This window comes from Nocardia canadensis, assembly GCF_032656385.1.
GTDB classification, from domain to species: Bacteria; Actinomycetota; Actinomycetes; order Mycobacteriales; family Mycobacteriaceae; genus Nocardia; species Nocardia canadensis.
In genome coordinates this window covers 1,413,288-1,438,597 of sequence record NZ_JAVCWB010000010.1, presented here as the reverse complement: position 1 = coordinate 1,438,597, position 25,310 = coordinate 1,413,288, and the positions used below count along the sequence as shown (strand labels likewise).

Sequence of the window (25,310 nt, the reverse complement as noted above, 5' to 3'; positions counted from 1 at the left end):
GACCGTCGAAATGGCTCGCCCGCCCGACTGGCTACCAGGTGATTTCAGGCGAGGCAGGCGTCGGCGCCGCCGGCGGAGAACGTCTCGGCGCTGCAATAGGCGGCGTGCGGGTAATACGGACCCATCGTGATGGCCGGGTCGCTGCCGGAGTCCTGGGAGGCCTGGACCGAGTCCGGGTAGAACGCCGCGCTCGGGGTCATGTTCCGCAGGAACAGCACCTTGTCCACGTCGGTGCTGCCCCACGCAATCGTGGTGACGGTCGGCGGGAGGTTCGCCGGCAGGTCCGCGGGGGCGGCGAGAACGTAGGTGTAGTAGCCGGACGCGTCGAGCGCGGTCTGGAAGTCGGCGGCGCAGGCGACGACGGGGTAGGGGGTGCGCAGGTCGTTCTGGCACATCGACCAGTACCGCAGTTGGGTCGGCGCGGTCGGTGACTGCCCGGCCCGGGTATCCGGAAAGGTCGGGGCTTTGCCGCGCACCACCAGCAGGCGGCCCGGCTGATAGCTGACGCGGGTCCCGACGTACTTGTTGTCACCGTTCGGGAACAGCCCGGCGGTGCTGGCCGGATTGCCGAAGGTGGCCTCCGGGGCGCCTCCGGGGAAGGCGCCGGAGGCGGCCGCGGCGATCCCCTGATCGAAGGCCGCTTTCGCGGCGTCGGCGACGGGGCCGGTGTAGCCGGCCGGGTCGAAGGGCTGCGCGCACGGCTGCGTCGGAACCTCGCTGCCCGCCAGGGTGAGTTTCACCTCCGGCAGCGGCACACCACCACTGAGTGAGGCCGGGTCGGTCGGCACGTAGACCCGGACGATGACGAACCCGATCGGGGCGCGCTGCCCACTCGCGACCGCCTGGATCTCGTTGCGGCTGTGGTCGGCCGGGCCATTGACCAGCTTGGCGTGCCACCGCTGCTGCGCCGTGGGCAGCGTGGCGGCGGAGGCGTCGGTGTACGGGTTCCCGCTACCCGGATCCGGCGCGATCTGGTTGTCGCGCAACGTGTCCACGGTGTCGAGATTCGTCCCGTAGGTGTTCACCGAGAAGTACCGCGCGGCCGGATAGGTCCCCGACAACTCGATCGAGTCACCCGGTCCCAGCGCGTACGGCATCAGCCAGTACGTCGAGTTCGCATCGGGGAAAGCCACATTCAACACGGTGTCGTTCGACATGAACCGCCACGCGCACAACGCCGAGTCCGGCGGCCCCGCCACGGCCGACCCGCCGAACCCCACCGCGGCCAGCACGGTCGCCACCACACATCCGACACGAACGATCAAAGCCACAACCGACTGCATGACGATCCCTTCGCTGCGCTCGAACTGCCGAACTGCCGAAGAATCCGCCCGTCCACGTCACCGTGGTCGGCCCGCGACCAACATAGACCACCCCATGCCGGCGATCGGCCACCGGTTGTTCGTGGGGAGAACGGGCGGTAGCCTTCGGGCGGGGGATTCGGGCAATCGGCGTGCGCTGTGAATGCTGTTCTCGCCTGCCATTTCACTTGTCACACGGGGGTTTTCGAATGTCTCAGACCAATGCGATGCGGGCGGGGATGCCATCGCCGTACGCGAACGAGCCCGCGGTTCGGCGGGTGACCCGCCTTGCCGGATTCGCTGGAATCGCGCTGGGTGTCGTGCTGGTGGCCTGCGCTGCCGGGCTCGTGGTGGCCGGGCTGGTCGATACCCGATACCTGATCGTCGTCTGCGTGGTCGCGCTGTTGCCCGGCATCCCCGGCCTCAGCCTGCTCGCGGCGTCGCGGCGGATTCTGCGGGGCGAGATCAACGGAACGACCAGGGCGATCACGATGTTGGTCACCATCAGTGGCCTTGTTCTGCTGGCAACGGTGGGCGCCCTCATCGAAGGGCCCTGGCCCGCGAAGATTCTGATGGTCGCGCTCACCATCGGCACGTTCACGACCGCCGCCTTCGTCAATCGCGCCGATCGCGCGTTGAAGGGCCGATAGCGCGGGCTCGGTGGGGCGACAGGGCGTCCACCAGCCCCGATGGAGTGCCCCCACTGGGACTCGAACCCAGACTGCGCGGATTTTAAGTCCGCTGCCTCTGCCAATTGGGCTATAGGGGCGTCCGGGACAGCCTAGCGACTCGTACGGGTGTACCGGAATCGTGTCGGTAGACAAGGTCGGCCCGGCGTGTCGTCGATGACAGCGCCGAACCGACCTTATCGCCGATGGGGCTGGTCAGCCGGTCGGCGGGCGATTACCGAGGACGGAGTGGCGGCGGCCGTAAGCGAAGTAGACGGCGAAGCCGAGGACCATCCAGACGATGAAACGCAGCCAGGTCTCCACCGAGAGGTTGACCATCAGCCACAGGCACGACAGCACCGCCAGGATGGGGATCAGCGGGACCAGCGGGACGCGGAAGCCGCGGGGCAGGTCGGGGCGGGTGCGGCGCAGCACGATCACGCCGACCGAGACCAGTACGAAGGCGAACAGGGTGCCGATGTTCACCATTTCCTCGAGCGTGCCGAAATCGACGAAGCCGGCCAGCACGCAGCAGACGATGCCGACGATGACGGTCAGCCGGACCGGCGTGCCACGCGAACCGGTGTGGGCCAGCCAGCGCGGCAGCAGTCCGTCGCGCGACATCGCGAACAGCACGCGGGTCTGGCCGAGGAACAGCACCATCACGACGGTGGTCAGACCGGCCAGCGCGCCGATGGAGATGACGTTCTTGGCCCAGTCGACGCCGTGGATGGCGAAGGCGGTGGCCAGCGTGGCGTTCTCGCCCGCCAGATCGGTGTAGGGCACCATGCCGGTGAGCACCAGCGACACCGCCACGTAGAGCACGGTCACGATGAGCAGCGAGCCCAGGATGCCGCGCGGCACCGCCTTCTGCGGGTTCTTGGTCTCCTCGGCGGCGGTGGCGACGACGTCGAAACCGATGAACGCGAAGAACACCAGGCTGGCCGCGGCGAGCAGGCCGTACCAGCCGAAGGTGCTGTTGCCCGCGCCGGTGAGGAACGAGAACAGCGACTGGTGCAGGCCGCCGGCGCCCTCTTCGGTGGGCTGCGACGGCGGGATGTAGGGGCTCAGGTTGGACGCCTTGAAATAGGTGATGCCCAGGACCAGCACCAGCGCGATGACGGCGAGCTTGATCGCGACCGCGATCGCCGACACCCGCGAGGACACCTTGGTGCCGACGGCCAGCAGCACGCCGAGCACCGCGATCAGCGTGACCGCACCCCAGTCGAAGGTAATCGACCCGAGTTGCACGGTGGCGGACTCGAATCCGAAGACGGTGCCCAGATATTGCGACCAGCCCTTGGCGACCACCGACGCGGCGAGCGCGAATTCCAGAATGAGGTCCCAGCCGATGATCCAGGCCACCAATTCACCGAAGGTCGCGTACGAATAGGTGTAGGCGCTGCCGGCGACCGGCACGGTCGAGGCGAATTCGGCGTAACAGAACGCGGTCAGGCCACACGCGATGGCGGCGAACACGAACGCCAGCGAGACCGACGGCCCGGCCACATTGCCCGCCGTGCGCGCGGTCAGCGTGAAGATACCGGCGCCGACCACCACGGCGACACCGAAGATCGTCAGATCCCAGGCCGTCAGGTCCTTGCGGAGTTTGGAATCGGGCTCGTCGGTGTCGAGGATCGATTGCTCGACCGACTTGGTGCGGAACAATCCGCTCTGTCGGCCGGTTGGTCGGCCTGCCTCTGGCGTGGCGTCCGGTGTCGGCACGGTCTTCTCCTTCTGTGCGAACGTCTTCGGGGGATACCCGCAGGCAGGTCAGTGCACGCCCTGCATATGGCGCTTGATCCACGGCGCGAACCCGGCCACCACGAGACCGGCCACGATGGCCGCGGCACCGCTGATACCGAAGTACGCGGCCTCGTTGTCGGGGTTGTAGTAGCGGGCCAGGGTGCCCGCCATGGACGTGCCGATACCGACCGAGAAGAAGTACAGGGCCATCATCTGCGAGCGGTACGCGGCGGGGGCGAGATGGGTGGTCACCGCGAGACCGATCGGCGAGAGCAGCAGCTCGGAGACGGCGAAGCCACCGAGGATCGCGAACACCGCCAGCACCGGGACGGTCTTGTCCTCGAAGCCGCTCAGCAGCGCGAACATCCAGAAGGCGATGCCCATGCCGATGACGCCGAGCGCGAACTTGATCGGAGTGCTCGGCGCCCGGTTGCCCAGCTTGGTCCACATCAGCGCGAACAGCGGCGAGAGCGCGATGATCCACACCGGCTCCACCGAGCCGATCCAGCTGGCCGGCGCCTCCCAGCCGAAGATGTGCCAGTCGATGCGCTCGTCGGAGTACACCGCGAGCATGGTGAACATCTGCTGGAACAGCGACCAGAACACGGCGTTGGCGATGAACAGCGGAATGAACGCGCGTACCCTCGTGCGCTCGACCGGGGTCACCTTGGCGCTGGTGAGCAGCACGGCGAAGTAGACGATCGAGGCGACCACGATGACGCCGGTGGTGACATCGGACAGATTGTCCAGGGTGAGCAACCCGGCCAGTACCGCCACCAGCACCGCGACCGCGGCGACGGCGACGCCGATGAGCACCGGGTTGAGCTCGCGGCGGGTGAGCGGATTGGGCACATCGCGGCCGTGCGTGCCGAGGTTGCGCCGGAACACCACGTACTGGGTCAGGCCCAGGGCCATGCCGACCGCGGCGGCGGCGAAACCGGCGTGGAAGCCCCATTCGCGCTGCAGCAGACCGGTCAGCAGCGGGCCGGTGAAGGCGCCGAGATTGATGCCGAGATAGAAGAGGGTGAAGCCGCCGTCGACGCGCGCGTCGCTCGGCGAGTACAGCGTGCCGAGCAGCGATGAGGCGTTCGCCTTCAGCGCGCCGCTGCCGAACGCGACCAGCACCAGGCCGACCCCGACCCCGGCCAGCCCGGGCAGCACGGCCAGCGCGATGTGGCCCGCCATGACCACGACGCCACCGTAGAAGACGGTGCGTTCCATGCCCAGCACCCGGTCGGCAATCCAGCCGCCGAGCACGGTGGACAGATACACCAGGCCGCCATAGGCGCCGACGATGCCGAGCGCCGTGCTCTGGTCCAGGCCGAGGCCGCCCTCGGTGGTGGAGTAGTAGAGGTAATACCCCAGGATCGTGAGCATGCCGTAGAAGGAGAAACGCTCCCACAGCTCGACACCGAACAGATTGGTGAGTCCGATCGGGTGGCCGAACAGGGTACGTTCGGCGGCCTCGTCGGCGGGGCCGGGCGGGTCGCCGAGCCGCGTTTCTTCGGTGGACATAGGGGAACGATCCCATGTCCGAACGGTGTACAGCAATTTTCCCGCATCATGGCGGGTTCGGCGCGCCGCACCGTCTCGGGTGGGTGTTCTCACCGCGCGACGGGCCCGCGCGCGAATTACCCTTGGAGTGGCCGGATTCCCGCGACGGACGAGGAAATCAGACATGCTGACTGCCGAGGTGACCGTGCCGGTCGACCCTACGGCGGCCTTCGCGACCTTGGCCGACGGCTGGCTGTACGCGAGCTGGGTGGTCGGCGCCTCGCATATCGGCCGGGTCGACCCCGAGTGGCCGGCCGTCGGCAGCCGCATCCAGTACCGATTCGGGCTCTGGCCGGTGCTGATCAGCGACACCACGGTGGTCCGCGCCGTGGATCCGCCGCATCGGCTGGAGCTGGAGGCGCGGCTGTGGTCGGTCGGGTCGGCCTGGATCCGGCTGACCCTGACCGAGGCGTCGCCGGGGTGCACCACCATCCGGATGACCGAGCGCGCGTCGAGCGGTCCCGCGCAGCTGATTCCGGGGGTGGCGCAGGATCTGGCGTTCGCCGCGCGTAATCAGGAGTCGCTGGATCGGCTGGCGGATTTGATCCGGGCACGGGCGCAGAACTCCTGAGCACAGGGTCGCGACCGGTCGGTTCGAATTGAATGCCCCTATTTCCAGGGGCGCGGTTTTCGATGTTCGCACATTGCTGGCTCCGAATCGACAATGGCGAAATAGAATGTGCTGGAACAGAATTCGAATCACGAATATCGAACTGTCGTTATCGCCGGAATTGTCGGGCCGAATGGTCTAGTCTCTAGCCATCGCGCATGCGGAAAATGATCGACCCCGGGGGACAACGTGCTGCACATCGAGCACTTCAACAATGGCTGGATGAATCCGGTTCTCGCGTTCAGTTTGTCGTTCATCGGCTCGGTATTGGGGTTGCGCTGCGCGGTGCACGCGAAAACCTCGACCACGCCGATCGGGTGGTTGATCGCCGCGGCGGTCGCGATCGGCGGGGCCGCGATCTGGGTCATGCATTTCACGGCCATGCTCGGCTTCAGCATCGATGGCGCGCCGATTCGCTACGACGTGCCGACCACCTTGCTCAGCGCGGTCATCTCGATCGGCGTCGTGCTGATCGGGCTGACCATCGTCATCCGGGGGCGGCGGGAATGGCTCACCCTGCCGCTGGGCGGTGCGGTCACGGGCTTCGGCGTGGCCGCCATGCACTACCTGGGGATGCGGGCGATGCGCAGCGGAGCCGTCATCGCCTATCGGCCGCCGCTGGTGGCGCTCTCGATCGTCATCGCGGTGGTCGCGGCGACGACGGCGCTGTGGTTCATGCTGCATGTGCGCGGTCTGGTCCGGACGGCGGGCGCGGCGCTGGTCATGGGCATCGCCGTGTGCGGCATGCACTACACCGCGATGGCCGCGATGAGCGCGCACCACAGCGGCGCCGAGCGACCGGTCGGCGGGGTGGCGCCGGTGCAATTGCTGTTGCCGTTGATCGCGAGCGTCTCGCTGGTGGTCACCGGACTGGTGATCCTGGTCGGGTTGGCCGAACTGGAGAACAATGCCGAGGACCGGGCGCGGCCGGAACCGGTGCGCGCGACGAGCGGAGTCGTGCGCAGCACCGATCCGGCCACGTTGTCCCACAGTGGCAGGCAATGGCCCCGTCAGGGCTGAGCCTGCTTACTGGCTGGGCTGGGGCAGGGCGCAGTCGTCGACCTTGGGGTTGACGCCCGCGTAGTTCAACGGCCCGGCCAGCACCGTCACCGCGATGGTGCCCAGGGTCGCGCAGTTCTGCTCACGATCGGTGAAGTAGCCACGCTGAGCCGCGGCTACGACGCCGATCACCAGCCACACCAGCACCAGGATCGAAACTATTCGGGGCAGATTCGCCGACATGTTGTTCCTCCTCGAGAAGGGTCCGGCGGGGATCAGTAGTAGTGACGCCTGCCGCCGACCGGGCGGCCGACGCTGCCGGCCAGGGCGAGGACGACGCCGACCACCAGCAGGACGACACCCACGGTGGACAGCAGGGAAATGCCGAAAACGAGTCCGGCGATGAGGAGTACTGCGCCTAGAAGAATCATTGGAGCTCACCTGTTCGGTACGGGTACTACGTCGTGACGTGCCGGATCGCACGTCACAGGGGGCGTATGCCCCGTTCTGCCGATCGGAAACAGGTATCGGTTGCGCGGGAACGGATCTGCGGGTCAGTGGGTGGGCGGCGCGGTGGTGCCGCGCCGGGCGGCCGACTCGTTGTCGGCGGTCATCCGGTAGACGGTGCGTTCGAGGGTCGGCAGAATGCCGGTGATCGGCAGGGTGCCCGCGGCGAATCGCCCGATCAGGGCCAGTGCCATATTGCCCAGGATCAGGCCCAGGTCGTCGAGGTAGCCGGGGTCGAGATCGCGCAGGGCGATCTCGGCGACCGGCAGGACCGCGGTCAGGCCCTGGGTATCGAGGCGTTCGCCGCCGGGGCCGGTGCGGGCGTGGTGGTAGGCCTCGAGCATCTTGGGGTTGCGCTCCCAGGGCTCGAAGACGGTGCGCAGCACGCGGATCAGGCTGTCGCGCACGGATTCGTCGGGCGTCGGCGGGGTCACGTCGGCGTAGGCGTTGGTCGCCATCCACTGCTCCAGCGCGGCGATGATCAACTCGTCCCTGGTCCGGAAGAGCCGGTAGATCTTGGCCAGCGAGACGTGGGCCTCGGCGGCGACGGCGCGTAGCTGCACGGCCTCGTAGCCCTCGGTGTTCAGCAGACCCAGCACCACCGCGATGATCTTCGCCGATGCGTCCGATTCCGTTCCGCTGCTCACGGGTGAAATGGTAGCGTCGCCCAGCGGTAACCCAGTTACCGCTGGATGAGGTCGGTGCACGCCTCGTCCACACGACGCGACACCCGACCACTCCCGAGCCCCGGCGCCGCTGTCGCCGCGGGCTCGCTGGACACAGGAAGGCGGCCCCGTTCGCGGGGCCGACGACAACTCCATGACTCGTTTGTTCCCCCGTGCGGCCCGCCGCTGCGGTCTCGTCGCGGTGGCGATGCTGCTGCTGCCGCTCGGCGCCGCCGCCCCGACGGCGACCGGTGCACCCACCCGCCAGACCGCCTGCCTGCCCGGCTCCCTGCCCGAGACCGGCTTGCAGGGCGACGTCCCCGCCGGCGACCGCGACAGCGGCCGATCCCGCGACGGATTCCGCTGCAATATGCGGCTGCTCGGCAGTTCGCCGGGCCGCGGCGGCGGCATCACCTCGGTCACCTTCGACCACTGCGCCTACATCGGCACGTTCTTCCCCGGCAATCTGCTCGGCCCGGACGAGGGGGTGCGGGTGCTCGATATCGCCGACCCGTCCGCGCCGGTCCACACCACCACCCTCACCGAGCCGGCGATGCTGGCCGGAACCTGGGAAAGCCTCAAGGTCAATGCCGCGCGCAAACTCCTTGTCGGCGCGGGTGTTCCGGCGTTGACCGGGGCCGGCCTGCTCTCGGTCTACGACATCTCCGACTGCGCGCACCCCCGGCTGCTCAATCCGGGACCCGGTACCGATCTCGCCCTGCCGGTGCCGATCACGGCGCACGAGGGCGGCTTCTCCCCGGACGGCCGGACCTACTGGGCCTCGGGAACGGCGCCGGGCCTGCTCAGCGCGGTCGACCTCACCGACCCCGCGAATCCCCGAGTCCTCTGGCAGGGCCTGCCGGGTCTGTCCATGCACGGGTTCGGCTTCTCGCCCGACGGCAACCGCATGTACCTGGCGAACAACATGGGTGGCCTGAAGATCCTCGATGTCGCCGCCGTCCAGCGCCGCGACCCGCGACCGCACGTCCCCGAACTCGCCGATCTGCCCTGGACCGACGGCTGGGCCACCCAGCACGCCGTCCCGGTGACCTATCAGGGCACGCCCTACGTGTTCGCCGTCGACGAGGCGGGCTCGGGCGGGGTCAAGCTCATCGACGTCTCCGACGAGCGCGATCCCCGGATCGCGCGCTCGATCAAGCTCGCGATCAATCTGCCCGAGAACCAGGACAGCATGCTCGCCTCGGCCTCGGGTGGTTCGCTGTTCGCCTACGACGCGCACTACTGCGCGGCCGACCGCCCGGCGGACCCGACCGCGCTGGCGTGCAGCTGGACCTCCTCCGGTATCCGGGTCTTCGACGTGCGCGACCCGGCCGCCATCCGGGAGATCGGCTACTTCAACCCGCCCGCCCGCACCGGCGCGAACAGCGAGCTGTGGAACTCCCCGCACGCGCTCGCCTCGATCATCGGTCCGCCGCTGCTGGCGACGCCGACCGTCGCGCAGGCGATGTTGCAGGGCGCCTTCGATCCCGAACAGGCGATCAGCGCGCGCACCGGCACCCTGGCCTTCGGTGATCTGTCGACCGACTGGTGCTTCTCGCCGCCGGAATGGCGCGGCAACCAACTGTGGACCACCTGCGCGGACAACGGATTCCTCGCCCTGGAACTGGCCCCCGAGGTCTACACCCCACCCGCGGGGCAGACCTCGACGACCGGATCATGATCGGGCACAGGGGAATCCGGGCGGGCGCGCTGGCCTGCGGTGCGGTGCTGCTGCTCGCGATGGGTGCGGCACTGCGCCCACTGCTGCCCGCGCCCGCCGCGTCGCCGGTGCTCACCGCGACCGAGATCGGTTTCGTCCAGGACATGGTCGCCCACCACAGCCAGGCGCTCGTCCTGGTCCAGCGCCTCGATCGGGGTGTCGATCCCGCGGTCCTCGTGCTGGCCGGACAGATCGCCGACACCCAGCGCACCGAACTGGGCATGCTGCTCGGCTGGCTGCGGCTGGCGGGCGCGCCGGTCGCGGGCGCCGACCCGATGGCCTGGATGCGGCCGCCCGGCGCGCATCGGCACGCCGGTACCGCTGCCGCGCACCACGACTCGGTGATGCCGGGCATGGCGACCGCCGGCGAACTGGACGAACTCGCCGCCGCGACCGGTTCGCGGGCCGAGGTGCTGTTCCTGCGGCTCATGCGGCGCCACCACTACGGCGGCATCGAGATGGCCGCCACCGCCGACGCGCTGCTCGACGGCGGCGAGGTCGAGCGCGCCGCCCGCGACATGATCACCGGCCAGGGTCGCGAGGCCGGACTGCTCGGCCTGCTGCTCGACCGTCGCGCGTGAGCGGACACCCGAAAATCCCTACCCCGATGAAGGTTTGCCGAATGTCGAAGTTCTCCCGCCGTACCCTGCTGACCGGTGCGGCCGCCGCGGGTCTGACCCTGGCCGCCGCGGGCACCGCCGGGGCGCGGCCCGTCGCCGCCCGCACCGGCGCTATCCCGCTCACCACCGAGGACCGCCGGGTCGTCGTGATCGGCTCGGGCTTCGGCGGCGGGGTGACCGCGCTGCGCCTGGCCGAAGCGGGCGTCCCGGTCCTGCTGCTCGAGCGCGGCAGGCGCTGGGCGACGGGCCCGAACTCCCAGACGTTCCCACTGGCCACCCGCCCGGACAAGCGGATGCTCTGGTACCGCTCCGATCCGATGGTGTTCGGCCGACCGCTGGTGTTCGAGCCGTATGCCGGTCTGCTGGAAGCGGTTCCGGGCGCCGGGATGACCGCGCTGTGCGCCGCCGGACTCGGCGGCGGTTCCCTGATCTACCAGGGCATGTCGCTGCAACCCGCGCGCGAGGTGTTCGAGACGCACTTCCCGGCGGGACTGGACTGGGGCCGGATGGACCAGGTCCACTATCCCCGGGTGGCCCGCATGCTCGGGCTCGCCACCGCCCCGGACGAGTTGGTCGCCCATGAGAACTACGCCGCCGCGAGAATCTTCGCCGACCGCGTGCGTGGCGCGGGCCTGCCGCTGTCGAAGATCCCGATGCCGATCGACTGGAACTACGCCCTCGCCGAACTGCGTGGGGAGATGACGCCGTCCTATACCAACGGCGACGGCGCGCTCGGTGTGAACAACGGCGGCAAACACTCCGTCGACGTCACCTATGTCGCCGCGGCGGAAGCGACCGGCCTGGTCGAGGTGCGCACCCTGCACGAGGTGACGGGGATCGAGCGCGCTGCCGACGGGCGCTGGGTGGTGCGCGTCGACCGGGTCGACACCGCGGGCACCGTACTGGAGAACAAGGTCATCACCACCGGCGCGCTGGTGCTGGCGGCGGGCAGCCTCAACACCACCCGGATGCTCGTGCGGGCCCAGGCGCTGGGCCACATCCCCGATCTGCCCGACGAGCTCGGCCGGGGCTGGGGGACCAATGCCGACCGGATCTACGTGTGGCGCGACGGATCGGCGGGATTCGGTGCGGCACAGGGTGGTCCGGTGGTCTACGGCAGCAAGAACTGGGACGACCCGCGGGCCGCCTTCACCGTCATCCAGGCGTCGATCCCGTCGCTGCCGGTCGACCCGGGCGCCACCATGCTGGTCGGCTACGGCGTCAGTTCCGGGCGGGGCGAGTTCGGCTACGACGCGGGCGCCGATACCGCGACCCTGCGCTGGCCCGGCGACGGTGACCGGGCGATCCAGGACGGTCACATCGATCCGGCGGTGCGGCGCATCGCGGGCCCGGGCGGCACGCTCATCGACACCAACGCCCTGTTCCCCTCGACCTGGCATCCCCTCGGCGGGGCGAATATGGGCGCGGTCTGCGATCTCGACGGTCGCGTCCTCGGGCAGCGTGGGCTCTACGTTCTCGACGGGGCGCTCATGCCGGGCAATACCGCGGCGTGCAATCCGTCGATGACCATCGCCGCGGTCGCCGAGCGCGCGCTGGAGAATCTGGTCCGCACCGACGTGGGCACGCTGATCTGAGCGGGATCGGCGCGCCACCTAGGTGGCGCGCCGACCGTCGATCAGCCCGCGGAACCGGGGAACACCGCGGAGCCCGTCGAGGGCGGACGCGGTCCGGCCGAGCCGAGGTCGGCGTCGAAGGAGCCGGTGCCGCTGCCGAAGTCGGCGTCGACCGAGCCCATCGAACTGCCTGTCGGCGGGCCGATTTCGACCGAGCCCGAGGGCCACAGGTCCCAATCGAGACCGCCGGCGGCGTTGGCGGTGCCGCCCGCACCGAGCAGGGTTCCCGCGGCGAGCACGGCCAGCAGGCCCGCCCGGGTGGTGGACTTACGAATGGACATGGGGTGATACCTCCGAGCACTTCGCTGTGATAGCGCTCATACAGTATCTGAAATATGACAGTTTCATACCTGTGATCGACGGCCGACTTCCATCTGCACGCGATAGCGGTCGGCGCGATACCAGCTGTGGGTGTGCTCGATCGGCACCTCCGCGCTGAACGACACCCGGTCGAAATGCAGGACGGGAGCGCCCTTCTTGACGCCGAGCAGCATCGCGACGCCGGACTCGGCGCCCTGGGCGTCGACGGTCTGTTCGGCCCGCTCGATCGGCCTGCCGTAGCGATCGGCGGTCGTCCGGTAGATCGAACCGGTGAGGTCGTGCGAGATCAGGCCGGGCAGCAGCTCGGGGTTGAACCAGGCGTCGTCGACGCTCACCGGCTCCTCGTCGGCCAGCCGCAGCCTGCGCACGTGGTAGGCGTCCGTGTCCGGCGGCAGCCGCAGCGCGCGGGCGGTGGCCTCCGGCGGCACCGCTTCCTCGGCGACCAGTACCAGGGTGGTCGGCTGATGTCCGAGCGCGCGCATCTCCTCGGTGAACGAGGCCAGATGCAGCCGCGACTGCACCGGCCGGTGCGCGACGAAGGTGCCCTTGCCACGCACCCGGACCAGATAGCCCTCGTTGACCAGCTGCCCGATCGCCTCGCGTACGGTGATCCGGCTGACGCCGTAATCCTGCATGAGGTTGCGTTCGCTGGTCATCAGATCGCCCGGCTGGAGCTCGCGCGTGCATTTCTGCAGCAGGATCGCGCGCAGCTGTTCGTGTTTGGGCACTGCGCTGTCGCGCAGCGGTGCGGGCATGAAGGTGGCTCCTTCGGTGAGGGTGCACCGGTCCCTACTGGTCCTGTCCGGTGTGTTCGAGAATACGCGACGGCGACCCCTCGGCCCAGGGAATTCTCCTCCGGAACGCCGAAAGCCCCGCTGACCGAGGGTATCGGTGCGGGGCCTGCGGTGGAACGGGTGATCAGGACAGCGCTTTGGCCTTGAGCTGTTCGTATTCGGCCTGGGTGATCGAGCCTTCGTCGAGCAGCCGCTTGGCGTCGGCGATCTGCGCCGCGGGATTGGTGCCCGCGGTCTCCTTGATGTAGGAATCCTGCGCCTGCTGGATCTTCGCGGCCTCGGCGTTCGAGCGCTCGGCCATGCCCTGACCGCGCACGATCAGGTACACCAGGGCGGTGAGGAACGGGAAGATGAGCAAGCAGACGATCCAGATCGCCTTCACCCAGCCCGAGGTCTTGTGATCGCGGAAGAGGTCTCCGATGATCATGAAGAGCATGAGCAGGTAGGCGACGAACGCGAAGCTCACAATGATGAGCCAGATGACTTCCCAGAATGACATGGCACACCTCGAGGGGGAGAGGGATCGATCGTCTGTTGTGGGGCGATCGATTGAAGCACGCTTCTTGCTGGAAAATTGCCGGTCGTCGGGTGTTTCGTTGACCCTGTTCAGGGTGGGTACCAGTCAGCGTACGCGTCAGGACCCGGACGGCACAGGTGGCGGCGCGTCGCCGCCACCCGCGGGTCAGCGGATGCCGGGGGTGGCCGGGTTGTTGCCGACGCAGCCGAGGACGACGCAACCGGGCGGCCAGTCGGAGAACGGCGGCTTCGGGGTCTCGCCCAGGCAGTCGAGGAAACTGCACCCCGGGTAGGCGTAGGGCCCGATCCCGAAGGTGCCCAGCAGCGCGTCGGGACGCGCGATCATCGGATCGGTGACGCTCACGTCCGGGCGTTCCCGGTACGGTCCGGGATCGGGGAGTTGCTGGTCGACGAAGGCCGAGACCAGCGTGCGCATCACATTGTGGGTGTAGGTGGACGAGGCACCCGGCGTCGCGACGCCGGTCCAGTTCAGCATCAGGCCCAGGCTGGGCACGATGTAGCTGTCGTTGCGCAGCATGCCCGACATCTTCACCGCGTCCAGCGGCAGGCCGGGGAATTCGAGGACGCACGGCGCGCCGTTGATCACGAACAGGAAGCCGTAGCAGGGCATGCTCGCCGAGGGTGACAGCGCCGCGCGCATGTAGTCGTCCGAGATCACCTGCTGATCGTTCCAGCGACCCCGATTGCCCACGAGCAGGCCGAGTTTGGCGAAGTCGTCCGGTGGCAGGATCAGATGCGCGTGGCCGTAGGTGTTCCCGGCGCGGTCGCGGGCCCAGAAGTAGTCGCCGCGGGCGATGCCCAACGGGTCGAACAGCTTTCGCTGCGCGAAGCTCTGGAAGTCCTCGCCGACGGACTGCCCGATGACATAGACCAGCAGGTCCACCGCGCGCTGGCTGTAGCGGAACATGGTGCCCTGCGGGCGCTCGATCGGCATCGCCAGCGCCTGGGCGACGACGTTCGGATCCAGCGCGGCCAGCCCGGTCGCGCCCTCGGCGGCGACGGCGACCTCCATCCCGGAGGACTCGGTGAGCAGGTTGCGCACGGTGATCGACCGGTGCGCCTCGTCGCCGAGACCCGCGGGCAGATAGCGCCCGATCGGCTCGTCGATGTCCAGCCTGCCCTCGTCCACGGCCAGCCCCGCGACCAGCGCGACCACGCTCTTGGTCCCGCTCCACAGATTCCAGGCCACGCCGCCGGATTCGGCATTGCGCGGCCCCGTGGCGACCAGGCAGTTGTTCCGGTACAGCTGGATGTTGAACCGGGTGGTGTCGATCGCCAGATTCATGGCGTCGGCGAGCCGCGCGGGGTCGAAGGCGGCCTCGGCGGGCGTCGCGGTCTGCGGCGTGCGCCCCGAGCTGACCTCACACTGCTTGGCGGTCACCGGTTCGGCCTGCGCCACCGTGGGCAGCAGTGCACCCGACGTCAGCGTCAGCGCCGTAACCGCCGCTGCCACAACATGTTTCAGATAGCTGCGCACTCCACCCTCCAGAAAGAGATTCCGGAGGTGAATCGTGAACAGTCACGTTCTTGTTACGGGTGCTCAGTTTCCGTATGGCTTGCACACGTCGATCGCGGTGTCCTTGGCGGCGTTGAACGTGTCGATCACGCCGTTGAGTTCGTCGGTCGGCGCGCGGCGCTCGAGCGTGTCGGCGAGGGTATTGGTGTTGTCGCGGTAGGAGCGCAGCGGCGTGGCCAGGGTCGAGATCACGTCGTTGGTGATCTTGCGGCCCAGGTCCTTGGCGTTGTTGCGCAGCGTGGTGACCGCGTCGTTGGCCTTGGCGTCGGTGTCGGCCGCCCTGGTGTTGCTGGCGTCGATATAGGCGTTGAACGCGGTCACCGAGCTCTTGTTGGCCGCGCGCAGGCCGTCGCAGGCCGCGTCGTTGGCCTTGGCCACCCGCGCCGCCGACGAGGCGGCGACCTCGGAAGTGTAAGAGGCGAGGTCGGTCTGGTTGGCCTGCGCGTCGCCGGGCACCTGCTTGGTGCAGGCGACCAGGACCAGGCCGGTCGCCACGGCCACGAGCGCCGTGCCGACCCCCATTCGTTCCCGTTGTCTCATGTCTCCCTCTCCTCCCTCGGGACCGTCGGCCCGCGGATTGCGCCGGAGCCGAACATATCGACCGTACTGGCTGGAGGCGGGTGACGTCAGCTCGCGGTGGCGATTTCGATGACCAACCGAGACGTCGACCGGTCGCGGCGCCGGGACCGGCTGCCCCGGCGCCGCTCCCGCTCAGCTCTGGCCGAGCATGCCGCGCATGGTGGCGATCTCGGCCTGCTGATCGGCCACGATCGCCGTCGCCAGCTGCCGCGATTCCGGGTTGACGCCGCCGGCGAGCTCGGTCTGGGCCATGGCGACCGCGCCCTCGTGGTGGGCGATCATCATCTCCAGCCACTGCTTGTCGAAATCGGCGCCCTGGGCGGATTGCAGCGCGCTCATCTGCGCGTCGGTCATCATGCCGGGCATGGCGTGCCCGTCGTGGCCGCCGCTCGCGCTGGGCGCCGGCTTGCCGAAGCCGGCCAGCAGGCCGGTGATCTGCTGCATCTCCGGCGCCTGAGCCTTCTCCACCTGCGCGGCCAAGGCGATCAGCTGCGCGTTCTGGGTGTGCGTCGGCACCATCTTCGCCATGTCGACGGCCTGCGCGTGGTGCGGGTACATCATCTGCAGGAAGGTGACGTCGGCGTCGTTGAAGTCGGTGCGGGCAGCGGCCGACGGCGCGGCCGAGCTGGTGGTGCTCGTCGCGGAGTGGGTGTCGTGCGTGGCCGTGTCGTTGTCGTCGCTACAGCCCGCGGCGAGCAGCAGGGCGCTCGCGGCGGTGACGGCGAGAACGGTGGCGCGGGTACGGCTGATGGACATGGTGATCCTCCTGGGGATTCGATGTGGATGTGATTCGGTCCCGCCACCGGTGAAGCCGGGGCGGTGGACCTGTCAGATCCGCAGAATCGCCAGTTGGGACAGGGTCAGGACGGTCCACGGCGGCGGGCGCTCGCGCCTGCCCCGCCAGGGCCGGGCGGCGGCGCCGCCACCGGTCGAGTCGTCGTCGGTGAGCCGGTAGAGCAGGACCAGGGTCAGGGCGGCGGCGAGCGCGGCCAAGACGAAGACACAGCCGTGGATACCCGCGCGCTCGTCGCACCCCGATGCCCCGCAGCCGGATCCCATCGCGTGCTTGTCGTCGCCGGGGCGGGCGATGTGGGTGGCGTCGGACCCTGCGGCGGCGGCCGCGAGCCGGCTGTCGCCGGGGGGTGCGATGTCGGTGTCCGTGAGCTGGTCCTCGCCGGGGAAAGCGAGGTGCGCGGCGGCGTCGACTGAGCCGGTGGCGGCGAGTGGGTCGTCGCTGGGGAGGGCGGCCGCGAGCAGGCCGTGGTTCGGCGGGCCGTCGGCGAGACCGGAGGTCGTGGTGTTCGCGCTGTCGCTCGGTGCCGGAGCGGCGTGCCTCACCGCGGCGGTGTCGAGCGTGGCCGGGAGGGCATGCGACTCGGACGCGGTGTCGTGGGCGTGGGCGGTGCCGAAGACCGCCGAGTGCATGGCGACGATTCCGGCCAGCAGCGCCAACACCGCGAGCACCCTGGCGATGCCGGGTGCGCGCACGCGCGAATGCTGGTCGGTCACGACGCCCAGTCTAACCAGCGCGATCGGGGGACCCGGAATACCCGCACACGGTAGGGGTAGCGGCTACGGGCTCGCGATGTCGACGACCAGGCGCGGCGGGTCGGTCAGCGTGGTGACCGCGAACGCGGGCGCGTCGGCGTCGACACCGATGAACGACTGGGTGGTGCCCTCGTACACGATCTTCTTGTAGACGCCGGTGATGTTCGGGACGTTCGGGTCGGTCACCGGGTCGGGCCCGGCGAAGGGCGGCACCGGGGAATCGAACGGATAGGCCGATCCGAGAATGCGCACCTCGAGAATCGAGCGACCGGCCACATCGACGGTCTTGCCGCTGCCGTCCTGAACCGCGCGATCGGTGTACTCGACCTGCCAGCCGGGGGTGCCGGTGCCGCCGAGCTCGAAGACCACCCGGTCGAAGCCGGGCTGCTTGCCGATCCTGATGTCGGTCACGGTCAGGGCCGCGCCCGCCGAGGCCGCGCCGGACTTGGGGGCGTTGTCGCTGGGCGCCGCGCCGGTGGCGTCGGCGAAGGTGCTGGTGGTGCTCGTCGGAGGTGGCGTAGCCGCCGGCGCGTCGTCGGTGCCGCAGCCGGGCAGTGTCAGCGCGGCGAGGGCGACCAATCCGAACACGAGAGCGTTACGCATGAGGCTGATGGTACGCAGGGCAGGCGCCGTGACGAGGGCACGAACGTGGGTGTGTTCGGGCTACGGTGAGTTTGCTGGAGTGCCGAACCGCGCGCGGAGCGGCCCGATCGCCGCTGGTGCCGTGCTCGGCCCGCGGTGGCGACGGATTCGCCCGCCCGCCCGCCCGCCGTCACCGCGATGTTCGGGGCCGGTCTCTGTTCGTTCATCTGGCCGAAACATTGGGGAACAACGGGATTCGTGAGATCGGCCGGCTCGCGCCGGTCTGCAAGGGTGTCGCAAATCGGCGGAAGCTGTTCGTGCCCATCGGAATACCCACTCCCATTACGCACTGTGAGCAAGGCCACCGGCGGATATCAGGGCCGGATGTGACGGTGGGGCAACGATCTAGCACACTTGTCGCGTGGACAGAGTCGAGGACGTATTCACCCGGCTGCGCCGGTATCCGGACGTGGAGGCGCCGAACCTCTATGCCGTCGACGCCGCCGACCGTTTGCTCCTCGACACCGCGTCCGAGGCCCTGACGGCGGTGGGTAGCGGCGAGGTTGCGGTGATCGGCGACGCCTACGGCGCACTCACCATCGGCGCGGCCACCCGCCACGACCTCACCGGTGTGCGGGTGCATCAGGACCTGCTCACCGGGGAACTCGCGCTCGCGGGCAACGCCAAGAACCTCGGCCTGACCGACCGCTACACCGCGCACGGCCTCGACGCCGAGTTGCTGACCGGTGCGCGGGTGGTGCTGATGCGCCTGCCCCGGATGCTGTCGGGGCTGGCCGAGATCGCCGAGGCCGTCGCCAGGTACGCCGCGCCGGAGGTCGTCGTGTTCGCGGGCGGGCGCGACAAGTACCTCACCCCGGCCATGAACGAGGTGCTCGCCGAATCCTTCGGGCAGGTGCGCGCGGGCCGGGGCAGGCAGAAGTCCCGGGTGCTGGTCGTCGCGGAGCCGAAGCCGGTCGGCGAGTCGCGGTTCCCGGTGGCCGAGCGCATCGCCGAGATCGACGGTGACGTGCTCGCCTACGGCGCCGCCTTCTCCGGGCCCCGCCTCGATATCGGCACCCGCTTCCTGCTCGAGCATCTGGACCGGATGAAGCCCGACGCGCGCGAGGCCATCGACCTCGGTTGCGGCACCGGCATCCTCGCGGTGGCGCTGGCCAAGTCGCGGCCGCACCTGCGGGTCGTCGGCACCGATCAGTCCGCCGCGGCGGTCGCCTCGGCCCGGGCGACCGCGGCCGCCAACGGTGTCGCCGACCGGGTGACGGTGGTGCGCGACGACGCCATGTCCTCGGCCGCCGACAACAGCGCCGACCTGGTGCTGTGCAATCCGCCGTTCCACGTCGGCGCGGCCGTGCACACCGGCTCGGCGATCAAGATGTTCGCCGAGACCGGCCGGGTGCTGCGGCCGGGCGGGGAGCTGTGGACGGTCTACAACTCGCACCTGAACTATCGCGGCGTGGTCGAGCGGATGGTCGGGCACACCGATGTGATCGGCCGGAACCAGAAGTTCACGGTGACGCGGTCCGTTCGTGGTCTGCGCGACGTACAACGATAGAGCCGGTCGGACGCGGTAGAGTCCGATTTGTCCGGTCGGGCGGTGCGGCGATCCGCTGGGAACTATGTCCGATCACGACGCGTTGTACAGGGCAGTTGGAGCTGTTGCCCGCCGTCAGGCGAACAGCGACTATTCACTCCAAGAAAGGCGCACGGTGCGTACCTCATCGAATCCGGTGTTCAAGAACTTACCTCGCCAGGAGGGTGTCGGCGGTTACGCGAACTTCGGTTCGGGCGTGGCCGGCGCGGGTCAGCTGGGCAACCAGCAGCAGTACGGCGAGTACGGGCAGCAGTACGGCCAGCAATTCCAGCAGGCCCCCGCCACCCGCGCGATGACCATCGACGACGTGGTCACCAAGACCGGCATCACCCTCGCGGTGCTGACCGTCGCGGCGATCGCCTCGTTCGCGCTGTCCTCGGCCAACCCCTCGCTGGCTCCGCTGTTCGTCATCGGCGGCGGCCTGATCGGCTTCGTGCTGGTGATGGTCGCGAGCTTCGGCCGCAAGATGGACAACCCCGCCATCGTGCTGTCCTACGCGGCGTTCGAGGGCCTGTTCCTCGGCGCGCTGTCGCTGATGTTCACCGACGTGACCTTCGGCGGCGTGGGCGGTAGCGCGCTGATCGGCCAGGCGGTGCTCGGCACCTTCGGCGTGTTCTTCGGCATGCTGGTCGTCTACAAGACGGGCGCGATCCGGGTCACCCCGCGCTTCACCCGCATGCTGCTCGGCGCCATGGTCGGCGTGCTGGTGCTGATGGTGGGCAACCTGATCGCGAGCTTCTTCACCGACGGCGGCTTCGGCCTGCGCGACGGTGGCGCCCTGGCGATCGTGTTCAGCCTGGTCTGCATCGCCATCGCCGCGTTCAGCTTCCTGCTGGACTTCGACGCCGCCGATCAGCTGATCCGCGCCCAGGCCCCCGAGAAGGCCGCCTGGGGCGTCGCCCTCGGCCTGACCGTCACCCTGGTCTGGCTCTACGTCGAGATCCTGCGCCTGCTGAGCTACTTCCAGCGGGATTGACAGCCGAGACATAAAAGAGCGGCCCACCGAATTCGGTGGGCCGCTCTTTTCGTGCTATCTCAGCTGAGGCGCTCGATCACGAGGGCCATGCCCTGGCCGCCGCCGACGCACATGGTCTCGACACCGAACTGCTTGTCGTAGGTCTGCAGGTTGTTCAGCAGGGTCGCGGTGATGCGGGCACCGGTCATGCCGAACGGGTGGCCCAGCGCGATGGCGCCACCGGAGACGTTGAGCTTGTCCTCGTCGATCTTCAGCTCACGAGCCGAGCCGAGCACCTGCACGGCGAAGGCCTCGTTGATCTCGAACAGGTCGATGTCGGAGACCGACTTGCCCGCCAGCGCCAGCGCGCGCTGCACGGCCTCGACCGGGCCCAGGCCCATGATCTCGGGGGACAGGCCGGACACGCCGGTGGAGACGATGCGGGCCAGCGGGGTCAGGCCCAGCTCCTTGGCCTTGGTGTCGCTCATGATGACCAGCGCGGCCGCGCCGTCGTTGAGCGGGCAGCAGTTGCCCGCGGTGACGGTGCCGTCGGGACGGAAGACCGGCTTGAGCTGGCTGACCGCCTCGTAGGTGACGCCGGCGCGCGGGCCGTCGTCCTTGCTGACGACCGAGCCGTCGGGCAGGGTCACCGGGGTGATCTCGCGCTCGAAGAAGCCGTTCTTGATGGCCTCCTCGGCGCGGTTCTGCGAACGCACGCCCCAGTGGTCCTGGTCCTCGCGGGAGATGCCGGTCAGCGTCGCGACGTTCTCGGCGGTCTGGCCCATCGGGATGTAGACGTCGGGGAGCAGGTTGTCCTCGCGCGGGTCGTGCCACTGACCCGCGCCGCCCTCGGCGGTCTTCTTGGTGCGGGCCTCGGCCTCGGCGAACTCGGGGTTCTTGGTGTCGGGCCAGCTGTCGGCCGAGCCCTTGGCGTAGCGGGAGACGGTCTCCACACCGGCGGAGATGAACACGTCACCCTCGCCGGCCTTGATCGCGTGGAAGGCCATCCGGGTGGTCTGCAGCGACGACGCACAGTAGCGCTGGACGGTGGTGCCCGGCACGGTGTCGAGGCCCAGCTGCACGGCGACGTTGCGAGCCATGCCGAAGCCGCCCTCACCCGCGGGGGAGCCGGTGCCGAGCATGATGTCGTTGATCGTGCTCGGGTCGAGCGCGGGGACCTTGGCCAACGCGGCGCGCACCATCTGGGCGGTCAGGTCATCCGGACGCATACCCGCCAGGGACCCCTTGACGGCACGGCCGATGGGGGAGCGGGCGATGGAGACGATAACGGCCTCGGGCATGAGGACTCCTTTTCGGATGGTTCTGTGAACGGCTGTTTACCTTGCCGGTCTTTCGTGAATCTACGTCTCGCCGTGCGCGACGGGAAGGGCAGGTCGGCTGCGCACCGCCTCGACGAGGACCGGAAGCAGCTGGGCGGCGGCCAATTCGTACCCCGCGGCGGAGGGGTGGAATCCGTCGGTGGCGAACAGTATTTCCGGGGCGGCGCGGAACTCCGAGGCGACCAGTGGTGAACCCATCGGCACCGGGGTACCACCTGCCAGCGTGGTGGCGACGGTCTGCGCCTTGGCCAGACGCACGCTCCAGTTCGCCACCACCGTGCGCAGCGGCTGCTGGATCGCGGTGACGGTGCCCAGGTTCGGGCAGGTGCCGACGACGACCAGCGCGTCGGCCGCGCGCAGCCGCGACACCGCGGCGGCCAGCCTGCGCGCCGAGGCCCGGATGGAGTGCTTCTTGGTGATGTCGTTGGCACCGACCAGGATGACGGCGGCGTCCGGCGGCGGCCCCGCGACGAACATCGCGTCCACCTGCCCGGCCAGGCCCTTGGAGGTGGCGCCGGAGATCGCCTTGGTGCTGAGCCGGATGCGCGAGCCGGTGGCGTCGGCGAGCCCGCGCGCCAGCCGCACGCCCGGCACGTCGGCCGCGCTCAGGCAGCCGAGTCCGGCGGCGGTCGAGTCACCGAAGATCATCAGGTGCAGGTCGCTGGGTACGCCCTTGCGCCACGGTTCGGGCAGCTGCGCGCCGGGAGCGTAGACGCCGTCGGCCTCCGGTGGCTTGGAGGTGTCGCGCCCGATGACCGCGCGCGCCGCCCCGGCCTGCGTCATCAGCAGTCGATACGTCGCCCAGGAGACGGTGCCCGCACTCGATCCGGCGAGCACGGTGGTGGCCCCGGTGACGACAGCGGTCCGCCAGCTGATTCGAGGTGCGCTCACATCCGAAAATTCTACGGCGCGAATCGGCCGCGCAGCAGCTGCCGGACCGGCCGAGCGCGGCGCCGCCGGTGGTGCCACTGCTCACAGGATCCGACCAGGTCGCGACGTCGAGCTACGGCTCTGCAACGATGGGGGTATGCGTATCGCGGATCATGTCGTCGACCTCATCGGCAACACCCCTCTGGTTCGGCTGAACTCGGTGGTCGGCCCGAACGCGGGCCTGGTCGCCGCCAAGATCGAATACCTCAACCCGGGCGGCAGCTCCAAGGACCGGATCGCGGTCAAGATGATCGACGCCGCCGAAGAGGAAGGGCTGCTGAAGCCGGGCGGCACCATCGTCGAGCCCACCTCGGGTAACACCGGTGTCGGCCTCGCGCTGGTCGCCCAGCAGCGCGGCTACAAGTGCGTGTTCGTCTGCCCGGACAAGGTCAGCGAGGACAAGCGCAACGTCCTGCGTGCCTACGGCGCCGAGGTCGTGGTCTGCCCGACCGCCGTGCCGCCGGAGCACCCGGACAGTTACTACAACGTCTCCGATCGCCTGGTCCGCGAGATCGAGGGCGCCTGGAAGCCCAACCAGTACGCCAACCCGGGCGGCCCGGACAGCCACTACGAGACCACCGGTCCGGAGATCTGGCGCGACACCGAAGGCAAGGTCACCCACTTCGTCGCCGGCGTCGGTACCGGCGGCACCATCACCGGCACCGGCCGCTACCTCAAGGAGGTCTCGGGCGGCAAGGTGAAGATCATCGGCGCCGATCCCGAGGGCTCGGTGTACTCCGGCGGCACCGGCCGCCCGTACCTGGTCGAGGGTGTCGGCGAGGACTTCTGGCCCTCGGCCTACGACCCGAGCGTTCCCGACGAGATCATCGCCGTCTCCGACGCCGACTCCTTCGAGATGACCCGCCGCCTGGCCCGCGAGGAGGGCCTGCTGGTCGGTGGCTCCTGCGGCATGGCCGTGGTCGCCGCGATCGAGGTCGCCCGGCGCGATCCCGACGCCGTGGTCGTGGTGCTGCTGCCCGACGGTGGCCGCGGCTACCTGTCGAAGATCTTCAACGACAAGTGGATGAGCTCCTACGGCTTCCTCACCACCCCGCTGGAGGCCGGGCCCGAACCGCTCGTCGGCGACGTGCTGCGCGGCAAGTCCGGCGCGCTCCCCGACCTGGTCCACACCCACCCGTCGGAGACCCTGCGCGACGCGATCGAGATCCTGCGCGAGTACGGCGTCTCGCAGATGCCGGTCGTGGGCGCCGAGCCGCCGGTGATGGCGGGCGAGGTCGCCGGCAGTGTCACCGAGCGCGACCTGCTCTCGGCCGTCTTCGAGGGCCGGGCACAGCTGACCGACTCGGTGGCCCAGCACATGAGCCCGTCGTTCCCGCTGATCGGCTCGGGCGAACCGCTGTCCACCGCCACCAAGGCGCTGTCCGACTCCGACGCCCTGATGGTCGTCGAGGACGGCAAGCCGGTCGGCGTCATCACCCGCCACGACCTGCTCGGCTTCCTCAGCACCGGCTCCATCGGCCACTGAGCCCGCTGCCGCCCCGCGCGCCGGGGCGGCAGCGGTGCCCGGCTAGCGGGTGAGCGCGGAATGCAGGGCGACCCACTGTTCCGGGTGGACGTAGGCGACCACGGTGTCAGCGGCGATGCCCGCCTCGGCCAGGGCCGCGTCCACGCCCTGGTATCGGGCGCGCAGCGAGGCGCGCACCGTGCCGCCGACCCCGGAGAATCCGGTGCGCACCAGTTCGGTGTAGGAGTCCCGGTGCGCGACAAGCGGTTCCGGACGCCGGTCGATCCGCAGGATGGCGGAGTCGACGGCGGGGACCGGCCGGAAGCTGGTGCGGTGCACCTGTCCGTGCAGCCGCCAGCCGAACCACGGCCAGCTCGTCGCGGTCAGCAGACTCCACCGCCCGTAGTCGCCGGTGCGTTTGCGCGCGTATTCCCGCTGGGTGAGCAGGGTCGCCGAGGTGAGCGCCGGTGCGGCCAGGCACCAGTCGACGATCTCGGAGGTCACCGAGAACGGGATGTTTCCGACCACCGCGAACGGCGTGCGCGGCGCCTTGGCCTTGGTGAAATCGCCACGCACCACGCGGATTCCGCGCTCGGCCCTGGTCTGCGCCGAGAGCTTCGCCGCCAGCAGCGGATCGATCTCGTAGGCCGTGACCCGCGCGCCACGGCCGGCCAGCGCCCGCGTGAGGACGCCTTCCCCCGCGCCGGGTTCGAGTATCTCGCCCGCCGGATCGGCGACCGTCAGCATCGCGTCGACGGCCGTCCGGTCCACCAGAAAGTTCTGCGAGAGCGTCCTTCTCGCCAGATCGCGCGGCGTCCGGCCGCCGCCGCGCCCGGTGACCTTGCGCTGAGTGTGTGAGTAGTTTCGGTGTGCAAAATCCTGCGCCACGGCAGTTGCCCCTTCGGGTCATCGAGTAGGTGAGAGCTCGATGGGCCCTGGGCGCGCCGGTGGACGCCGATGAGGTATCCGCGTCCGCTAGCGGGCCAGAGCCCGGGCGGAGCGGATGCGAATGAACACGTTGCACGCGAACATGGAAGACGACATGTGGCTCACCCTAGGAATCGGGTGGCGAGCGGCGCAACCGAATTTCGGCCCGACCCGACCGACATC

General features: G+C 69.4%; 27 protein-coding genes and 1 tRNA gene. 10 read left to right on the top strand and 18 right to left on the bottom strand.

Going from position 1 to position 25,310, the window contains the following annotated elements; genetic code table 11:
- Window positions 1-44: 44 nt before the first annotated feature.
- Window positions 45-1,283 (bottom strand): hypothetical protein, encoded by a 1,239-nt coding sequence (locus Q7X29_RS29960; protein ID WP_316576051.1) that lies wholly within the window; start codon window positions 1,281-1,283, stop codon window positions 45-47.
- Window positions 1,284-1,528: 245 nt separating this feature from the next.
- On the opposite strand from Q7X29_RS29960, the gene Q7X29_RS29955 reads away from it, so the two are divergent.
- Window positions 1,529-1,951 (top strand): hypothetical protein, encoded by a 423-nt coding sequence (locus tag Q7X29_RS29955; RefSeq protein WP_316576050.1) that lies wholly within the window; start codon window positions 1,529-1,531, stop codon window positions 1,949-1,951.
- Window positions 1,952-1,996: 45 nt separating this feature from the next.
- Here the strand turns inward: Q7X29_RS29955 and Q7X29_RS29950 are convergent.
- The 3 genes from Q7X29_RS29950 to Q7X29_RS29940 form a co-directional block, all read right to left on the bottom strand.
- Window positions 1,997-2,070, bottom strand: a tRNA-Leu gene (locus tag Q7X29_RS29950).
- A gap of 115 nt (window positions 2,071-2,185) precedes the next feature.
- Window positions 2,186-3,694, bottom strand: a complete 1,509-nt coding sequence (locus Q7X29_RS29945) for an amino acid permease (RefSeq protein ID WP_218719481.1) — start codon at window positions 3,692-3,694, stop codon at window positions 2,186-2,188.
- A 48-nt stretch (window positions 3,695-3,742) separates the two neighbouring features.
- Complete coding sequence (locus tag Q7X29_RS29940; RefSeq protein ID WP_218719482.1) at window positions 3,743-5,230, bottom strand: peptide MFS transporter; 1,488 nt, start codon at window positions 5,228-5,230, stop codon at window positions 3,743-3,745.
- Window positions 5,231-5,393: 163 nt separating this feature from the next.
- Here Q7X29_RS29940 and Q7X29_RS29935 point away from each other — a divergent pair, with 163 nt between their 5' ends.
- From Q7X29_RS29935 to Q7X29_RS29930, 3 genes are all read left to right on the top strand, one after another.
- Window positions 5,394-5,840, top strand: a complete 447-nt coding sequence (locus Q7X29_RS29935; RefSeq protein WP_316576049.1) for an SRPBCC family protein — start codon at window positions 5,394-5,396, stop codon at window positions 5,838-5,840.
- Between the two features lie 27 nt (window positions 5,841-5,867).
- Window positions 5,868-5,945, top strand: a complete 78-nt coding sequence (locus Q7X29_RS33160) for an SWIM zinc finger family protein (protein ID WP_218719576.1) — start codon at window positions 5,868-5,870, stop codon at window positions 5,943-5,945.
- A 156-nt stretch (window positions 5,946-6,101) separates the two neighbouring features.
- Window positions 6,102-6,899 carry an MHYT domain-containing protein gene (locus tag Q7X29_RS29930; protein WP_316576048.1) on the top strand — a complete coding sequence of 266 codons (798 nt, stop codon included), beginning with the start codon at window positions 6,102-6,104 and terminating at the stop codon, window positions 6,897-6,899.
- A 6-nt stretch (window positions 6,900-6,905) separates the two neighbouring features.
- Here the strand turns inward: Q7X29_RS29930 and Q7X29_RS29925 are convergent, their stop codons facing one another.
- The 3 genes from Q7X29_RS29925 to Q7X29_RS29915 form a co-directional block, all read right to left on the bottom strand.
- The gene (locus tag Q7X29_RS29925; RefSeq protein ID WP_218719485.1) at window positions 6,906-7,121 is read right to left on the bottom strand and encodes a hypothetical protein; all 216 of its coding nucleotides are present in this window, start codon (window positions 7,119-7,121) and stop codon (window positions 6,906-6,908) included.
- Window positions 7,122-7,153: 32 nt separating this feature from the next.
- Complete coding sequence (locus Q7X29_RS29920) at window positions 7,154-7,309, bottom strand: DUF6131 family protein (protein WP_218719486.1); 156 nt, start codon at window positions 7,307-7,309, stop codon at window positions 7,154-7,156.
- 123 nt (window positions 7,310-7,432) lie between these two features.
- On the bottom strand, window positions 7,433-8,032 hold the full coding sequence (locus Q7X29_RS29915; protein ID WP_218719487.1) for a TetR family transcriptional regulator: 600 nt from the start codon (window positions 8,030-8,032) through the stop codon (window positions 7,433-7,435).
- A 172-nt stretch (window positions 8,033-8,204) separates the two neighbouring features.
- Between Q7X29_RS29915 and Q7X29_RS29910 the strand changes: the two genes are divergently transcribed.
- Genes Q7X29_RS29910 through Q7X29_RS29900 form a run of 3 tightly spaced genes read left to right on the top strand, consistent with a single transcriptional unit; the run spans window position 8,205 to window position 11,985 of the window.
- Complete coding sequence (locus Q7X29_RS29910; RefSeq protein WP_316576047.1) at window positions 8,205-9,731, top strand: LVIVD repeat-containing protein; 1,527 nt, start codon at window positions 8,205-8,207, stop codon at window positions 9,729-9,731.
- Window positions 9,728-10,351, top strand: coding sequence for a DUF305 domain-containing protein (locus Q7X29_RS29905; protein ID WP_316576046.1), 624 nt, complete (start codon window positions 9,728-9,730; stop codon window positions 10,349-10,351). Before Q7X29_RS29910 ends, Q7X29_RS29905 begins: the two co-directional genes overlap by 4 nt.
- 41 nt (window positions 10,352-10,392) lie before the next feature.
- Complete coding sequence (locus Q7X29_RS29900; RefSeq protein WP_316576045.1) at window positions 10,393-11,985, top strand: GMC oxidoreductase; 1,593 nt, start codon at window positions 10,393-10,395, stop codon at window positions 11,983-11,985.
- 41 nt (window positions 11,986-12,026) lie between these two features.
- Here Q7X29_RS29900 and Q7X29_RS29895 read toward each other — a convergent pair whose 3' ends face one another.
- The 8 genes from Q7X29_RS29895 to Q7X29_RS29860 all read right to left on the bottom strand — a co-directional run bounded on the left by Q7X29_RS29895 (window position 12,027) and on the right by Q7X29_RS29860 (window position 17,922).
- On the bottom strand, window positions 12,027-12,305 hold the full coding sequence (locus Q7X29_RS29895; protein ID WP_316576044.1) for a hypothetical protein: 279 nt from the start codon (window positions 12,303-12,305) through the stop codon (window positions 12,027-12,029).
- A 63-nt stretch (window positions 12,306-12,368) separates the two neighbouring features.
- Entirely contained in the window at window positions 12,369-13,100 is a 732-nt protein-coding gene (locus tag Q7X29_RS29890; protein WP_316576043.1) for a GntR family transcriptional regulator, read from the bottom strand.
- A 163-nt stretch (window positions 13,101-13,263) separates the two neighbouring features.
- Window positions 13,264-13,638, bottom strand: coding sequence for an SHOCT domain-containing protein (locus tag Q7X29_RS29885; protein ID WP_218719493.1), 375 nt, complete (start codon window positions 13,636-13,638; stop codon window positions 13,264-13,266).
- 183 nt (window positions 13,639-13,821) lie between these two features.
- Window positions 13,822-15,129, bottom strand: coding sequence for a serine hydrolase domain-containing protein (locus Q7X29_RS29880; RefSeq protein WP_218719494.1), 1,308 nt, complete (start codon window positions 15,127-15,129; stop codon window positions 13,822-13,824).
- An 87-nt stretch (window positions 15,130-15,216) separates the two neighbouring features.
- On the bottom strand, window positions 15,217-15,732 hold the full coding sequence (locus tag Q7X29_RS29875) for a hypothetical protein (protein WP_255588074.1): 516 nt from the start codon (window positions 15,730-15,732) through the stop codon (window positions 15,217-15,219).
- 171 nt (window positions 15,733-15,903) lie between these two features.
- Window positions 15,904-16,527, bottom strand: coding sequence for a DUF305 domain-containing protein (locus Q7X29_RS29870; RefSeq protein ID WP_218719495.1), 624 nt, complete (start codon window positions 16,525-16,527; stop codon window positions 15,904-15,906).
- A 72-nt stretch (window positions 16,528-16,599) separates the two neighbouring features.
- Window positions 16,600-17,280 carry a hypothetical protein gene (locus Q7X29_RS29865; protein ID WP_316576042.1) on the bottom strand — a complete coding sequence of 227 codons (681 nt, stop codon included), beginning with the start codon at window positions 17,278-17,280 and terminating at the stop codon, window positions 16,600-16,602.
- Window positions 17,281-17,343: 63 nt separating this feature from the next.
- Entirely contained in the window at window positions 17,344-17,922 is a 579-nt protein-coding gene (locus tag Q7X29_RS29860; protein WP_218719497.1) for an AMIN-like domain-containing (lipo)protein, read from the bottom strand.
- Between the two features lie 400 nt (window positions 17,923-18,322).
- Here Q7X29_RS29860 and Q7X29_RS29855 point away from each other — a divergent pair, with 400 nt between their 5' ends.
- Together Q7X29_RS29855 and Q7X29_RS29850 are read left to right on the top strand one after the other, a co-directional pair.
- Window positions 18,323-19,471 carry a class I SAM-dependent methyltransferase gene (locus tag Q7X29_RS29855; RefSeq protein ID WP_316576041.1) on the top strand — a complete coding sequence of 383 codons (1,149 nt, stop codon included), beginning with the start codon at window positions 18,323-18,325 and terminating at the stop codon, window positions 19,469-19,471.
- A 154-nt stretch (window positions 19,472-19,625) separates the two neighbouring features.
- Window positions 19,626-20,486 (top strand): Bax inhibitor-1/YccA family protein, encoded by an 861-nt coding sequence (locus Q7X29_RS29850; RefSeq protein WP_218719499.1) that lies wholly within the window; start codon window positions 19,626-19,628, stop codon window positions 20,484-20,486.
- 59 nt (window positions 20,487-20,545) lie between these two features.
- Here Q7X29_RS29850 and Q7X29_RS29845 read toward each other — a convergent pair whose 3' ends face one another.
- Both Q7X29_RS29845 and Q7X29_RS29840 read right to left on the bottom strand, forming a co-directional pair.
- Window positions 20,546-21,766: an acetyl-CoA C-acetyltransferase gene (locus Q7X29_RS29845; RefSeq protein ID WP_218719500.1), complete on the bottom strand. Its 1,221-nt coding sequence runs from the start codon at window positions 21,764-21,766 to the stop codon at window positions 20,546-20,548.
- A 60-nt stretch (window positions 21,767-21,826) separates the two neighbouring features.
- Complete coding sequence (locus Q7X29_RS29840; protein ID WP_218719501.1) at window positions 21,827-22,696, bottom strand: SGNH/GDSL hydrolase family protein; 870 nt, start codon at window positions 22,694-22,696, stop codon at window positions 21,827-21,829.
- A gap of 136 nt (window positions 22,697-22,832) precedes the next feature.
- On the opposite strand from Q7X29_RS29840, the gene Q7X29_RS29835 reads away from it, so the two are divergent.
- The gene (locus tag Q7X29_RS29835) at window positions 22,833-24,221 is read left to right on the top strand and encodes a cystathionine beta-synthase (protein WP_218719502.1); all 1,389 of its coding nucleotides are present in this window, start codon (window positions 22,833-22,835) and stop codon (window positions 24,219-24,221) included.
- A gap of 42 nt (window positions 24,222-24,263) precedes the next feature.
- Here Q7X29_RS29835 and erm read toward each other — a convergent pair whose 3' ends face one another.
- Window positions 24,264-25,004, bottom strand: coding sequence for an ErmE/ErmH/ErmO/ErmR family 23S rRNA (adenine(2058)-N(6))-methyltransferase (erm, locus tag Q7X29_RS29830; protein ID WP_394358760.1), 741 nt, complete (start codon window positions 25,002-25,004; stop codon window positions 24,264-24,266).
- Window positions 25,005-25,310: the final 306 nt, after the last annotated feature.

Excerpts from the sequence above, each read along its gene's own strand:
- Q7X29_RS29960 (WP_316576051.1), bottom strand. The coding sequence starts at position 1,283 with ATGCAGTCGGTTGTGGCTTTGATCGTTCGTGTCGGATGTGTGGTGGCG.
- Q7X29_RS29955 (WP_316576050.1), top strand. The coding sequence starts at position 1,529 with ATGCGGGCGGGGATGCCATCGCCGTACGCGAACGAGCCCGCGGTTCGG.
- Q7X29_RS29940 (WP_218719482.1), bottom strand. The coding sequence starts at position 5,230 with ATGTCCACCGAAGAAACGCGGCTCGGCGACCCGCCCGGCCCCGCCGAC.
- Q7X29_RS29935 (WP_316576049.1), top strand. The coding sequence starts at position 5,394 with ATGCTGACTGCCGAGGTGACCGTGCCGGTCGACCCTACGGCGGCCTTC.
- Q7X29_RS29930 (WP_316576048.1), top strand. The coding sequence starts at position 6,102 with ATGAATCCGGTTCTCGCGTTCAGTTTGTCGTTCATCGGCTCGGTATTG.
- Q7X29_RS29925 (WP_218719485.1), bottom strand. The coding sequence starts at position 7,121 with ATGTCGGCGAATCTGCCCCGAATAGTTTCGATCCTGGTGCTGGTGTGG.
- Q7X29_RS29920 (WP_218719486.1), bottom strand. The coding sequence starts at position 7,309 with ATGATTCTTCTAGGCGCAGTACTCCTCATCGCCGGACTCGTTTTCGGC.
- Q7X29_RS29910 (WP_316576047.1), top strand. The coding sequence starts at position 8,205 with ATGACTCGTTTGTTCCCCCGTGCGGCCCGCCGCTGCGGTCTCGTCGCG.
- Q7X29_RS29905 (WP_316576046.1), top strand. The coding sequence starts at position 9,728 with ATGATCGGGCACAGGGGAATCCGGGCGGGCGCGCTGGCCTGCGGTGCG.
- Q7X29_RS29900 (WP_316576045.1), top strand. The coding sequence starts at position 10,393 with ATGTCGAAGTTCTCCCGCCGTACCCTGCTGACCGGTGCGGCCGCCGCG.
- Q7X29_RS29895 (WP_316576044.1), bottom strand. The coding sequence starts at position 12,305 with ATGTCCATTCGTAAGTCCACCACCCGGGCGGGCCTGCTGGCCGTGCTC.
- Q7X29_RS29890 (WP_316576043.1), bottom strand. The coding sequence starts at position 13,100 with ATGCCCGCACCGCTGCGCGACAGCGCAGTGCCCAAACACGAACAGCTG.
- Q7X29_RS29885 (WP_218719493.1), bottom strand. The coding sequence starts at position 13,638 with ATGTCATTCTGGGAAGTCATCTGGCTCATCATTGTGAGCTTCGCGTTC.
- Q7X29_RS29875 (WP_255588074.1), bottom strand. The coding sequence starts at position 15,732 with ATGAGACAACGGGAACGAATGGGGGTCGGCACGGCGCTCGTGGCCGTG.
- Q7X29_RS29870 (WP_218719495.1), bottom strand. The coding sequence starts at position 16,527 with ATGTCCATCAGCCGTACCCGCGCCACCGTTCTCGCCGTCACCGCCGCG.
- Q7X29_RS29860 (WP_218719497.1), bottom strand. The coding sequence starts at position 17,922 with ATGCGTAACGCTCTCGTGTTCGGATTGGTCGCCCTCGCCGCGCTGACA.
- Q7X29_RS29845 (WP_218719500.1), bottom strand. The coding sequence starts at position 21,766 with ATGCCCGAGGCCGTTATCGTCTCCATCGCCCGCTCCCCCATCGGCCGT.
- Q7X29_RS29835 (WP_218719502.1), top strand. The coding sequence starts at position 22,833 with ATGCGTATCGCGGATCATGTCGTCGACCTCATCGGCAACACCCCTCTG.